The organism is Marinobacter sp. MIT932201 (assembly GCF_047123295.1).
Taxonomy (GTDB): domain Bacteria; phylum Pseudomonadota; class Gammaproteobacteria; order Pseudomonadales; family Oleiphilaceae; genus Marinobacter; species Marinobacter salsuginis.
Genome location: NZ_CP138917.1, coordinates 3525513 through 3538302, shown reverse-complemented (window position 1 = coordinate 3538302; position 12790 = coordinate 3525513). Strand labels below are relative to the sequence as shown.

The 12790-nt window shown below is 57.5% G+C and carries 13 protein-coding genes; 11 read left to right on the top strand and 2 right to left on the bottom strand.

Going from position 1 to position 12790, the window contains the following annotated elements; translation table 11 throughout:
* Positions 1–63 precede the first annotated feature (63 nt).
* The 5 genes from SIC15_RS16310 (at position 64) to SIC15_RS16290 (ending at position 5315) form a co-directional block, all read left to right on the top strand.
* Positions 64–2439 carry a xylulose 5-phosphate 3-epimerase gene (locus SIC15_RS16310; protein ID WP_412536470.1) on the top strand — a complete coding sequence of 792 codons (2376 nt, stop codon included), beginning with the start codon at positions 64–66 and terminating at the stop codon, positions 2437–2439.
* Positions 2440–2579: 140 nt separating this feature from the next.
* Positions 2580–3248 carry a methyltransferase family protein gene (locus SIC15_RS16305; RefSeq protein WP_412536469.1) on the top strand — a complete coding sequence of 223 codons (669 nt, stop codon included), beginning with the start codon at positions 2580–2582 and terminating at the stop codon, positions 3246–3248.
* Between the two features lie 208 nt (positions 3249–3456).
* Positions 3457–4638, top strand: a complete 1182-nt coding sequence (locus SIC15_RS16300) for a porin (RefSeq protein ID WP_412536468.1) — start codon at positions 3457–3459, stop codon at positions 4636–4638.
* A 12-nt stretch (positions 4639–4650) separates the two neighbouring features.
* On the top strand, positions 4651–4965 hold the full coding sequence (locus SIC15_RS16295; protein WP_412536467.1) for a cytochrome c: 315 nt from the start codon (positions 4651–4653) through the stop codon (positions 4963–4965).
* Positions 4962–5315, top strand: coding sequence for a c-type cytochrome (locus tag SIC15_RS16290; protein WP_412536466.1), 354 nt, complete (start codon positions 4962–4964; stop codon positions 5313–5315). The genes SIC15_RS16295 and SIC15_RS16290 overlap by 4 nt, the downstream gene beginning before the upstream one ends.
* Before the next feature lie 135 nt (positions 5316–5450).
* On the opposite strand, the gene cadR is transcribed toward SIC15_RS16290, so the two are convergent.
* A complete protein-coding gene (gene cadR / locus SIC15_RS16285; protein WP_004364961.1) occupies positions 5451–5858 on the bottom strand; it encodes a Cd(II)/Pb(II)-responsive transcriptional regulator in 408 nt (135 codons plus the stop codon).
* Between the two features lie 95 nt (positions 5859–5953).
* Here cadR and SIC15_RS16280 point away from each other — a divergent pair, with 95 nt between their 5' ends.
* The 3 genes from SIC15_RS16280 to SIC15_RS16270 are packed head-to-tail and all read left to right on the top strand — an operon-like array spanning position 5954 to position 8677.
* The gene (locus SIC15_RS16280; RefSeq protein ID WP_004574643.1) at positions 5954–6850 is read left to right on the top strand and encodes a cation transporter; all 897 of its coding nucleotides are present in this window, start codon (positions 5954–5956) and stop codon (positions 6848–6850) included.
* Positions 6851–6853: 3 nt separating this feature from the next.
* Positions 6854–7366, top strand: coding sequence for a signal peptidase II (gene lspA / locus SIC15_RS16275; RefSeq protein WP_004863699.1), 513 nt, complete (start codon positions 6854–6856; stop codon positions 7364–7366).
* A 21-nt stretch (positions 7367–7387) separates the two neighbouring features.
* Positions 7388–8677, top strand: coding sequence for an ISL3-like element ISPpu12 family transposase (locus tag SIC15_RS16270; protein ID WP_412536465.1), 1290 nt, complete (start codon positions 7388–7390; stop codon positions 8675–8677).
* Positions 8678–8741: 64 nt separating this feature from the next.
* On the opposite strand, the gene SIC15_RS16265 is transcribed toward SIC15_RS16270, so the two are convergent.
* On the bottom strand, positions 8742–8966 hold the full coding sequence (locus SIC15_RS16265; protein ID WP_412536464.1) for an ArsR/SmtB family transcription factor: 225 nt from the start codon (positions 8964–8966) through the stop codon (positions 8742–8744).
* Between the two features lie 272 nt (positions 8967–9238).
* On the opposite strand from SIC15_RS16265, the gene SIC15_RS16260 reads away from it, so the two are divergent.
* From SIC15_RS16260 to SIC15_RS16250, 3 genes are read left to right on the top strand one after another with little or no spacing between them, the layout of a single operon-like run.
* A complete protein-coding gene (locus tag SIC15_RS16260) occupies positions 9239–9442 on the top strand; it encodes a DUF2892 domain-containing protein (RefSeq protein WP_374964480.1) in 204 nt (67 codons plus the stop codon).
* A gap of 18 nt (positions 9443–9460) precedes the next feature.
* Positions 9461–11923 carry an efflux RND transporter permease subunit gene (locus SIC15_RS16255; RefSeq protein WP_412536463.1) on the top strand — a complete coding sequence of 821 codons (2463 nt, stop codon included), beginning with the start codon at positions 9461–9463 and terminating at the stop codon, positions 11921–11923.
* On the top strand, positions 11920–12768 hold the full coding sequence (locus SIC15_RS16250; protein ID WP_412536462.1) for an outer membrane lipoprotein-sorting protein: 849 nt from the start codon (positions 11920–11922) through the stop codon (positions 12766–12768). Before SIC15_RS16255 ends, SIC15_RS16250 begins: the two co-directional genes overlap by 4 nt.
* Positions 12769–12790: the final 22 nt, after the last annotated feature.

The window sequence follows — 12790 nt, the reverse complement described above, 5'->3', positions numbered from 1 at the left end:
TATTTACGGCGAGGATTTCTAGTAGGCCACCATTAACGTCAGTAGAGTTATCAGGGAGAGATCATGAACGGCTATTCCATTGAGGATTCACATCGAATCCAGCAGCGTGCTGCCCAATACCGGCAGCGTTACCCCCAGTTTGCCAACTGGGCAAAAGGGCGCGGGGTGATCGAACATACCGATTTGACCCAGGTGCGCGTGTTCGACCTGTGCCAGGAACTCGTTTGTGCCGGGCGTTATGACTCGCTCGACGATGCCCTGATTATTTTCGAGGCTGCAGACACCCTCACCAACGCGGCCATGTGGCTGGTAGCCCACATGACTTATGCCAGCAGAGTGGACCTGTCCGGACAGCCGCTGGCGGCGGATGACTTCAAGGAAAATCCTCAGGGGCATACCGGTGGTTCGCTGAACATGGTGCCTGCCTATCTTGGCTACACGGCCGCCAACGCGTTGGCGGGGCTGACCCGTAGCTGGCTGATGGGGCAGGGGCACTGTGTGGCGGCTATCGAAAGCGTCAACATACTGCTCGGCAATCTGCATCCAGAACAGCAGGCTCGGTACACGCTCGACGAGGTGGGGCTGTCCCGGCTGGTGAGTGACTTTTACAGCTACGCCGTCACTCCGGATGGCACACCGGGGGTTCCCCTGGGCAGTCACGTCAACCCCCACACTGCCGGCGGGCTGATCGAGGGCGGATATCTGGGCTTCGCTGAACTGCAATACACCCACATGCCGCTGCCGGGGGAGCGTCTGGTCGCGTTTCTCAGTGATGGGGCATTTGAGGAGCAGCGGGGCAGCGACTGGGCAAGCCGCTGGTGGCGAGCCGAGGACTGTGGCCTGGTGACCCCGGTGATGATTGCCAACGGCCGCCGCATCGATCAACGTTCAACGATTTTTCTGCAAGGGGGGACGGACTGGTTCCGGCAACACCTGGAACTCAATGGCTTTTACCCCATACTCATTGATGGCCGCGATCCTGCGGCCTTTATCTGGGGCATCTTCGAGGCCGAGTCGAGGCTCCAGGCGTGTAGCGAACAGGTCAGCTCCGGCCACATGACTTACCCTGTAAAGCTTCCCTATCTGATTGCTGAGACGGTCAAGGGGTATGGTTTCTACGGTGCCGGCTCGAACGCGGCGCATGGGACCCCGCTTCCTGCAATACCAAAATTTGATGAAATCTCGCGCAGGCATTTTCACGAATCTGTTGCCCAATTGTTCATGCCTGAGTCCCGGATTCACCGGGCTCGCGAGGTGCTGGCAACTCATCATGAAGACAGCCGACCGGCAGAAAAAGATCACCCGCTGGGTTGTCGTAACGTCAAGCTGCAAATGGTGCCCGAACCGGTCTGGTTGCAAACCGGTGAATTGCAGTCGCCCATGTCGGCGATTGATGCGCAGTTTGTCGCCGTTGTAACGACCAACCCGGTCCTGCGTGTTCGCCTGGGAAACCCGGATGAACTGCGTAGCAATCAGATGAACCAGTCGCTGAACCTCCTGAAGCATCGCACCCTGGCGCCTGAGCCCGGCCTTGCCGAATCCCTTCACGGCTCGGTAATCACAGCCCTGAACGAGGAGGCGGTTGTCAGCGCCGCTCTGGGTAACAAGGGGGGCTTGAATCTGGTGGTGTCGTACGAGGCGTTCGCCATGAAAATGATTGGCGCGCTTCGGCAGGAAATTATTTTCGCGCGACACCAGAAAAGTCTCGGTCGGCCCGCACGATGGTTATCCGTGCCGGTCATTGCAACGTCGCACCTCTGGGAAAACGGCAAGAACGAGCAGTCTCATCAGGATCCCGCCTGTGGCGAGGTCTTGATGGGGGAGATGAGCGACACCGCCCGTGTTGTTTATCCCGCCGACGCCAATAGTGCCGTGGCGTGCCTGAACATGTGCTATCAAACCCAGGGACAGATCTGGGCTATGACGGTTCCCAAGGCAATGCTCCCTGGTGCTTTGGACCGCCGTCAGGCTTTGCAATTGGTACAGGACGGCGCCATTGCTCTCGGAGGTGGAGGGGATGTGCAGTTAATTGCGGTTGGTGCCTATCAGCTTCAGGTTTGCCAGGAGGTCGCGCAGGAACTGACTGAGCACGGGGTTTCATGCGGGGTTGTCTATATTCTCGAACCCGGTCGCTTCCGCGACCCTCGGGATTCATTGGAGGCCGGGCATCAGTGCGATGCCTCGAGAGGGGCGGAGCTGTTCCCCCGCGATAGCAAACTCAGAGTGTTCGTTTGCCACATGCGCCCGGAGGTTCTGCTGGGAATCTGCCGGCCTCTGGATCTCGGTCCTGACAGGACGCTGGCGTTTGGCTATGAAAACCATGGTGGCACCCTGGATACTTCGGGGCTGCTGCTGGCTAACAAATGTGATTCAGGTTCGATAGTGCAAGCGATCCTTGCAAAACGTGGCTCTTCAGCCGCTGATCACGCGACATTGTAACGAGAGAGCGCGAGGATCGATTTATGGCAGTCTCTATGGGAAAAGTGAGGCGTTGACCATCACCTTTCTGATTCTCACATTAAAACAATCTGGGCGGCAACCGATGCAGCTAACCGTCCCACATACAGGTAAATCATGCTATGAATGAATCCTTCGATCATGCTGGGGCTTGGGGCATCACACTGATCGTTATCGTTCTGGTGTCCTGGTTCTTTTACCGTTATTTCGCGCCGAAGAACTGGCGGGAATGGGCCGGCGCTGGGGTGGTGCAAGCCTTTATAATCGCGCTTTATGCTGAAATGTACGGCTTTCCGCTCACCATCTACCTGTTGGTGCGTTTTTTCGGGCTGGACAGCGAGTATGTCAGCGCCAGCCTATGGTCGACACTGGTGGGTCTGGGCGAAACCGGCATGGTGATTTCAATGCTGCTTGGTTATGCGCTTGCCTTTACCGGGATCGGGCTTTTTATTCAAGGGTGGCGCCAGGTTCATAAGGCACGAGGCGAAAATCGTCTGGTGACATACGGGCTGTATGCGTATGTGCGGCATCCGCAGTACACGGGACTATTCATCGCTCTGTTCGGTGAAGGCGTGGTGCATTGGCCAACGCTGTTCTCCGTCGGCCTCTTTCCGGTAATCGTGCTTGTCTACACATGGCTGGCTCGACGTGAGGAACGGCAGGTGTTGAAGGAGTTTGGCGAGGAGTACCGTGCCTACCAGCGGCAGGTGCCGATGTTCATCCCCCGTTGGGGGCGTTGGCGTCAGCTCGCTGCTGCGTCGCAAAACAGCGGTGATAACGATACGGTATGACACAGGCTTACACCGCTCGACTTCCCCGATGTCAGAAAATTGTAAAAAGTGATTTGCATCAAGATCGCGACAACACGATCGGGTATTTCAGTTTCGTTTCAGTTCATAGGTGTCTAATTGTTCATGTTTTGGATTAACGGCTTAATTGGTAGGCCTTTTTTCGAGACAGACAATACGTCTTTTCATCTAAACCCAGAAGGGTGCACCTATGAAAAAACTCCATTTTATTAAGATGTCACTAGCCGCCTCCCTATTCGCGAGTGGGGCTGCGGTCGCAAACGAAGATACTGAATCAAAAATTGCCAACCTTGAGTCGCAGATCGCGGCATTGCGGGAAGATGTAAAGAGCAACAATCTTGATACGCTGTCCAAGCTGCATATGGCGGGATACAGCAACGTTGATTTCATAGCGGGCTCTGATCGACAGGAAGACGGTTTTACTGCAGCGCGATTTGCGCCGATCTTCCATTTCCAGTTTTCCGACAGGGTGCTGTTTGAAGGCGAGCTTGAAATCGAGACGAATGCCGATGGTGAAACCGAAATCGCAGCGGAATACGCGACCATTGATCTCATACTGAACGATTACATGGCGCTGGTCGCGGGTAAGTTTCTGAGCCCTATTGGCCAGTTCCGCCAGAACGTTCACCCAAGCTGGATCAACAAGCTGCCTACCGCTCCTGTGGGCTTTGGTCACGGGGGTGCGGCACCGCTTTCCGACCTGGGTGTTCAGTTGCGTGGCGGCATTCCCCTGAGCGGGGCGATGCGCGCCAACTATGCGCTGTTTACCTCGAACGGACCGACACTCCTGGTCGATGGGCATGGTGACGAGGTTGAGCTGGAAATGGAAACCGAGGCTGCCGCGTCCAATGCCGATGGCAATTTTGTATACGGTGGCCGGGTAGGCTTCCTGCCGGTGCCCGCGCTGGAACTGGGTCTGTCAGGTGCTCTGGGCAAAGTCGGAGTGGCCGAAGGGCACGACGTCTCTGACCTGGCCGCGGGAGAGCCGGACCGTGACTACACCGTTTTGGGTGCGGACGCCGTTTACAACCTTGACACCCTGCAGCTGCGCGGTGAATTCATACAGCAGACCGTGGGAAGCGAAGCCAACAGCACGATTGCTGATGGTTCGGTGACCAAGGAGATTGACTTTACAGCCTGGTATGCGCAGGCGGCGTACCGGTTGCCTGATACCAAATGGGAAGGTGTTGTCCGCTATGGTGACCTGGACACCCCGAATGCCGATGCGAACCGCGCCCAGTGGTCCGCGGGGGTGAATTACCTGTTCGCAAACCACGTTATCATCAAAGCGGCCTACACCGTGGATAATTACGATGACAACGCTATTGACGATGACAAGCGCTTCAACGTTCAGTTGGCTTACGGATTTTAAGAGGGGATTAACATGAAATTAGTGAACCGCAACCTCATCAGTAATGCTGCATTCATGGCTGCGCTTTTTATCGGTGGTATAGGCTCGGCGGCGGCTCAGGATGCTGACGATCCCATGGCATTCGTCCGGGGTGCCCAGTCATGGGCCGACAACTGTGCACGGTGCCATAACATGCGCGACCCGGCCGAGTTCCGCGACGATGTCTGGGAACCAACCGTGCTTCACATGCGCATCAGGGCGGGACTGACCGGGCAGGAAGCAAGAGATATCCAGACCTTTCTCCAGAAGAGTAATGATCCCGCAGATAGCAAAGGGGGCAATAAATGAAAAGGTCGTTTTTTCTGATCGCCAGCCTGGCCGCCGGGGTCCTTGCGCACTCAGCCGGAGCCGCGGCTTCGTCTGACCAGGTGGAAGCCGGCGAAAAACTGTATAACACCACGTGCGTCGCCTGCCATGGCGCAGACGGGAAAGGCAAGCTGCCCGGCGTTCCGGACTTCACCAAGAGCGATGGCCGGCTGTCCAAGGGTGATGACGTACTGGCTACTCACATCATGGAGGGTTTCAAGAGCCCCGGCTCGTCCATGGCGATGCCCGCCAAGGGCGGCATCAGTTCATTGACCATGGAGCAGTCGGAGGCCATCGTTCAATACATGCGCCAGGCCTTTACCAGCGATTAGTCGTTAAAGTAGGACAGCCCGGGCTTCCGTGTTGTCCTACTTTTTTCGGGTAAGCGGATTAAATGGTTGATCTTACCTTTGCATGAGGAGTGAGACAGACCGGCATCTCATCGGATTATCTGGTTGATGCTTCACCTACTGCTGGTGCATGTTTCCTTCGCTAATTCCAGCAAGAACCCCACACGCCTCAACTTCCCGGTCATCGTTGCAACTCGCTCTCAGTGAAACGAGTTGTTTCTCAAGCGCTTGCAGAGCGGTTATCTGCGACCGCACATGAGAGATGTGATCATCGAGCAAGGCGTTGACGGCGGTACAAGGCTGATGAGGGTCGTCCTGATAGCTCTGTAGTTCGTGAATCTCAGCCAGTGACAGGCCCAGGATTCTGCAGCGACGGATGAAGGCCAGCCCCTCACCATGCTTCTCGGTATAGACACGGTAACCGTTGTCCTGCCGATCAGGCGGCGGCAACAAGCCCTGCTGTTCATAGAAGCGGATCGTCTGTGTTTCGACCCCTACCAACTGCGCCAACTGACCAATGCGCATCAGCCTCCTCCCCAACGGATTCTTTACTCTATTGACCTTATAGTAGCTTTATAGTTTTAAATGGTACCACAACATTGTTCAAGTGGAGTCGTATCATGAGCAAATCCTGTGGTGGCGCCTGTGGCGGTGATGCAACGTCCGCAGCGGATACCGATATACAGGCCTCCTCCGAGGCGCCAGGGAGATGGGTCAGTGTTTATGCCGTGCCGAAGATGGACTGTCCATCAGAAGAACGAATGATTCGCCTAGCCCTGAACGGCTTTGAGGAGATTCGGGCGCTGTCCTTCGACTTGTCGAACCGCCGGCTGAAGGTCGTGCATGACGGCGAGGTCGAGCCCGTCACCTCGAAACTGAAGACCTTGGGGCTAGGCGCCTCGCTTCAGGAAACCGTCGCTGCAAATCCGGAGACCATCAAGGCCGCCGAGTTTTCGGCAGCTTCTGCTAAGCAAGAATCCGGGACCCTGCGCTGGTTGCTCGGCATCAATGCACTTCTGTTCGTGGTGGAAATGACTGCCGGTCTGATCGCCCAGTCCACCGGCCTGATTGGAGAATCCCTGGACAATTTTGCCGATGCGGCGGTGTACGGGCTTGCCCTTTATGCGGTTGGACATAGCGTGAAAATGCAGGTACGTGCCGCGCATCTTGCTGGTGTACTGCAACTGATTTTGGCTGTGGGCGTGCTCGTAGAGGTGGTGAGACGCTTTGTATTCGGTAGTGAGCCTGAATCGCTGGTGATGATGGCTATCGCATTCGTCGCATTGATTGCCAATACCAGTTGTCTGCTGCTCATATCCAAACATCGGGAAGGCGGGGCGCACATGAAGGCAAGCTGGATATTCTCGGCCAACGACGTGGTGATCAACCTGGGGGTCATCACCGCCGGCGCCCTGGTCGCGTGGACCGGTTCCAATTATCCGGATCTGATTATCGGCACCATCGCGGGGGGCATTGTACTTAACGGTGCCAGACGCATTTTGGCGTTGAAGGGTTAAATAATGCTCATTATTGGCAAAAAGCTCTCGCCGTATGCCCTATTGTCCATATCGGGCCTGCTGGCAGCGTCTGATCAGGCTGTAAAGTGGCTGGTGCAGCAATCAATGGCCTATGGCGAGTATGTTTCGGTGACCCCGTTCTTTAACTGGGTGCACCTATGGAACACCGGTGCCGCATTCAGTCTTTTTGCGAATGGTGGAGGCTGGCAGCGCTACTTTTTTATCGGAATCGCGGTAGTGGTCTCGATTTTTCTGATCAAGCTGATCCTTGAAAATCGTCATAAAGGAGAAGCCATCGCTTACAGTCTTATCCTCGGTGGCGCCATGGGCAACCTGATTGACCGGGTCTTTCGCGGCTATGTTGTGGATTCCTTTGATTTCTATTGGCGAGACTGGCATTGGCCGGCCTTCAACCTGGCTGATATTGCAATTGTCCTCGGTGCCTTACTTTTCGTTTCCAGCAGCTTGTTGGGTAAAAAAGCAAACACCAATGCCGAGCCGGATGGATCTGACTGACACCTACGCCTATACAACACCATGACCGAACTTCCCGACAACATCCTTCACCTGCCGCAATACCAAGTACTGGGCTGCAAATCAACCGACGACGAAATGCACTTCCAGGTGGACGTGCCCGATCCCATCGCCTGCGAGGAATGCGGCGTGCAGGGTGAGTTCGTACGGTTCGGCAAGCGTGACGTTCCCTATCGTGATCTGCCCATCCACGGCAAGCGGGTCACTCTCTGGGTGGTCCGCCGCCGATACACCTGCCGGGCCTGCAAGACAACATTCAGGCCCCAGCTACCGGAGATGGTGGACGGATTCCGTATGACACTGCGGCTGCATGAGTACGTGGAGAAGGAATCCTTCAACCACCCCTACACCTTTGTGGCGGCACAGACCGGCCTGGACGAGAAGACGGTGCGCGACATCTTCAACGCCCGCGCCGAGTTCCTGGGGCGCTGGCACCGCTTCGAGACGCCCCGCATCCTGGGCATTGACGAGCTATACCTGAACAAGCGCTACCGCTGCATTCTGACCAACATTGAGGAGCGAACCCTGCTCGACCTGCTGGCCACCCGCCGCCAGGACGTGGTGACCAACTACCTGATGAAGCTGAAAGACCGGCAGAAGGTCGAGATCGTCAGCATGGACATGTGGAACCCCTACCGGGCAGCGGTCAAGGCTGTGCTGCCCCAGGCCCGTATCGTGGTCGATAAGTTCCATGTGGTGCGCATGGCCAACGATGCCCTAGAGAGAGTGCGCAAGGGCCTCAGAAAGGAGCTGAAACCGTCCCAGAGCCGGAATCTCAAGGGAGACCGGAAAATCCTGCTGAAACGCGCTCACGAAGTCTCAGACCGGGAGCGCCTCATCATGGAGACCTGGACAGGCGCGTTCCCGCAACTGCTGGCCGCCTACGAGCACAAGGAGCGCTTCTACGGCATCTGGGACGCCACCACACGGCTCCAGGCAGAAGCCGCCCTGGACGAGTGGATAGCCACCATCCCGAAGGGCCAAAAGGAAGTCTGGAGCGATCTGGTCAGGGCAGTGGGAAACTGGCGCGAAGAGACCATGACCTACTTCGAGACGGACATGCCCGTCACCAACGCTTACACGGAGTCCATCAACCGACTGGCCAAGGACAAGAACCGTGAAGGGCGCGGTTACTCCTTCGAGGTGATGCGGGCACGAATGCTCTACACCACGAAGCACAAGAAGAAGGCACCGACTGCGAAGGTCTCTCCTTTCTACAAGAAAACCATCGGTTACGGACTGCCGGACTTCGCAGAGGAACTCAACTACGGAGTCGATCTATCAACCATCTGAGGGTGGTATCAGATTGATGGGGTGAAGGTGCCCCATCAACCATTAAATCCGTATACCCCTTTTTTCAAAGGTCGTTCTCGCAAAACAGGTCATAAAGTACTTCTATAATCCGGCGAGCCTCATCTCCCGCCAGGGAGTAGTGCATGGTCCGCGCCTCGCGGCGCGCAGATACCAGGCCGTCCTTGCGCAGCAGGGCGAGTTGCTGGGAGACCGCCGCCTGGCGCATCTCCAGTGCATCGGCGAGTTCGCTCACCGCACGCTCGCCTTCCACCAGTTGGCAGAGAATCATTAATCTGCTCTTTCCAGAGAGTGCTTTTAACAAGTTGGTAGCACGGTCAGCCGCATCCGACATCTGATTGCTGTTCATATATTCATAGCTCTGAATTCGTGAATATGATAAATTTGCTGGAGGTGACTTGGTCAACACGTTGAGTTTTGCTTGCCGTTTGGCCCGATCCAACGTCCCTTTGTTCGCCAAGTAGATAACCTAAATGCCATGCACTTTTGACGAGACGCGCAATCTGTTGGACCTATAGCGCGTTAGTATAACAGGAGAGAGATATGTCCATTGACCGTCTTGTACTCGCATTCGCGGGATCTTTCATTCTTGTAAGTCTGGCTCTTTCCCAGCTCCATTCACCTTACTGGCTGTGGTTTACCGCGTTCGTGGGCGCCAATATGCTGCAGGCGGCCTTCAGCGGATTCTGCCCACTGGCGAAGATTCTCAAGGCAGTGGGCAAGAAGCCTGGCGCAGCCTTCGACTGACCCACGGAGGCACTGTAAATGGCTGAAAAGACCGCGGGTTCCTGGCTACAGTTTGCAACTGACCGTCCTCGACTGACCGTTTGGGCCATGGTGGCCGTCACGCTGGCGCTGGTGGCGCTGGCGGCGCTGCCAAGCGTCTGGCCCGAGCGGTTTGGTCTGCTTAATCCGCTGACCATCGATACCGACCCCGAGAACATGCTCTCTGCCGACGAACCCGTGCGCGTGTTTCACGACGATATGAAGGAGCAATTCTCGCTCTATGACATGGTCGTGGTGGGTGTGGTCAACGAAAACGACCCTGACGGGGTATTCAATGTCGGTTCGTTGCGACGCATCTATGAGCTGACGGAGTTTGCCAGCACGCTCAGGTGGCCCGATCCGGACAATCCCGGCCGGCAGGAGGGTGTGGTCGAGGAGGATATGCTTGCGCTCTCGCGGGTCGATAACATCGAGCAAGAGGGGGTCGGCGCGGTTCGCTTCAGCTGGCTCATGCCGGAGCCGCCGGATACCCGCAAACAGGCGCTCGCTATTCTTCAGCGGGCGCAACGCATCCCACTGTTCGACAATACCCTGGTCAGCGCCGATGGCAAGGCTGTCGCCCTTTACCTGCCGCTGACCAGCAAGGACATGAGCTACCGGGTGCGCGAAGCCCTGCTTGACAAAGTCGCTGGCTGGAAGGATACCGGCGACCAGGTCTACATCACCGGGCTGCCCGTGGCGGAGGACACCTTCGGTGTGCAGATGTTCTATCAGATGGCGATCTCTGCGCCACTGGCAATGCTGGTTATCTTCCTGGCGATGTGGTGGTTCTTCCGCCACGTCCGGCTCATTACCTCGGCGATGATCGTGGCCGTGGTAGCGGCCGCGGGCACCATGGCGCTGCTGGTGATCAGCGGCAACACGGTCCACATCATGAGCTCGATGATCCCCGTATTCATCATGCCTATTGCGGTGCTGGACGCGGTGCATATTCTCTCGGAATTTTTCGATCGCTATCCCCTGCATCGGGACCGCCGCCGGGCCATCCTGGAGGTCATGGGGATACTGTTCAAGCCGATGCTGTTCACCACCCTGACCACGATGGCGGGGTTTGCGTCACTGGCACTCACCCCGATCCCCCCGGTTCAGGTGTTCGGCATTTTTATCGCGATCGGTGTGTTCCTGGCCTGGTTGTGCACGGTGACCTTCATTCCGGCGTACATCATGCTGATGCCGGAACGGCGGCTCACTGGCTTCGGCCACGCCGCCGGGGATCCGGACCGGGATACGGTCATGGGGCGCTGGCTGCGTCGCCTCGGCGAGGGTGTGGTCGGCCACGCCAGGGCGGTGCTAGTGGTTACCATGGTCGTGGTGGTGGCTGCGGGTTATGGCATCAGCCAGATCCGTATCAACGATAACCCGGTCAAGTGGTTCGAGCCCGAGCACCCCATCCGGGTGGCGGACCGGGTGCTCAACGAACATTTCGGCGGCACCTATATGGCCTATCTGGCGCTGGTTCCGGAGGCCGATGACGCGGCCCGGCCCGACGAGACCTTCAAGCGCCCCGAGGTCCTGCGCTATATCGCTAGGCTGCAGCAGCGGCTGGGCGAGACCGGTGTGGTGGGCAAGTCCAACTCGCTCGCCGATGTGGTCAAGACCGTCCACCGCGAACTTCTGGGTGGCGATGCCGGGGCCTTTCGCATCCCGGACAGTCCGGCGGCGGTTGCGCAGACCCTGCTCACCTACCAGAATGGCCATCGCCCCCAGGATCTCTGGCATTTCGTCACACCAGACTACCGCCGTGCCAGCATCTGGGTTCAGCTCACCAGCGGCGACAACCGGGACATGAGCCGGGTGGTCGAGGCGCTCAACGACTTCATCGCAACTAACCCTCCGCCTGCATCGCTCCAGGCACGCTGGTTCGGTCTGAACTATATCAATGTCGTCTGGCAGGAAAAAATGGTCAGCGGCATGGCCATGGCCCTGTTCGGCAGTTTCGTTGTTGTGCTCCTGTTGATGGCCCTATTGTTCCGCTCTCTGCTCTGGGGCCTGCTGTGCATGATCCCCCTGACCGTGACCATCGGGGCCATCTACGGTCTGATCGGCATTGTCGGCAAGAATTACGATATGCCGGTCGCCGTGCTGAGCGCCCTGAGTCTGGGGCTCGCCGTGGACTACGCCATCCACTTCCTGGCCCGTACCCGCGCCACTCAGGCCGAGACCGGCTCCTGGCGTCGCTCGGTGGCACCGATGTTCGGTGAGCCTGCACGAGCAATAACCCGCAACGCCATCGTGCTTGGCGTTGGTTTCCTGCCGCTGCTGGCGGCGCCGCTCGTGCCCTACCAGACGGTGGGGGTATTTATCGCGGCCATTCTGTTGACCGCCGGCCTGAGCACACTGCTGATCCTGCCGGCACTGGTAACCCTGCTGCAACGATGGCTGTTTCCCGGTGCCCGCAGGGCCGCCCCGAATCCGCAAAACCAAGAGGAAGGCGTGCAATGAGTAGATACTGGCCTGTTACCCTGTTCCAAAAGCTGGCCCTGGTGGTGATCGCTCTGGGCATCACGCCCATTGCCCTGGCCCAGGATGCCGGCGCTGCGCCCTCGGTGGAGCGCATTGTCAACCGTGCCAATATGGTCTCCTACTTTCAGGGGCGTGATGGCCGCGCCAGGGTCGCTATGACCATCACGGATAGCCAGGGGCGTACCCGTAGTCGCGAACTCACCATTTTGCGGAGAGACGGTCCGGAGACAGATGCCGTTGAGGGGGGCGCCTATCTCGGCGAGCAGAAGTACTATGTCTATTTCCGACGACCGGCGGATGTGAGCCAGATGACGTTGCTGGTTTGGAAACACCAGGACCGGGACGACGACCGCTGGCTGTACCTGCCGGCGCTGGATCTGGTTAAGCGAATTGCCGCTTCCGACAAACGCACCAGCTTCGTCGGCTCGGATTTCTTCTACGAGGACATCTCCGGGCGCAGTATTGATGCCGACAGCCATGAGCTGATTGAAACCACGGATAACTACTACGTAGTGCGCAACAAACCCAAGAGGCCCGGGGAGGTTGAGTTCGCCTACTACGATGTCTATATCCACAAGCAGTCGTTCCTGCCGGTTCGCACCGAGTATATCGACGACAGTGACAACCTCTACCGGCGTTACACCGCGCTGGCGGTGGAGAACATTCAGGGTTACCCCACGGTCGTCAAGGCGAGGATGGAGAATCTGCGTAACGGTGGCACTACGGAGCTGACCTACAGCGGCATTGACTATGACCTGAGCCTGCCGGAAGACGTGTTTTCGGAGCGGTATCTGCGCCGGGCACCGAGGGAGTACTTGCAGTGACCACCGGTGCACTGAGGGCAGG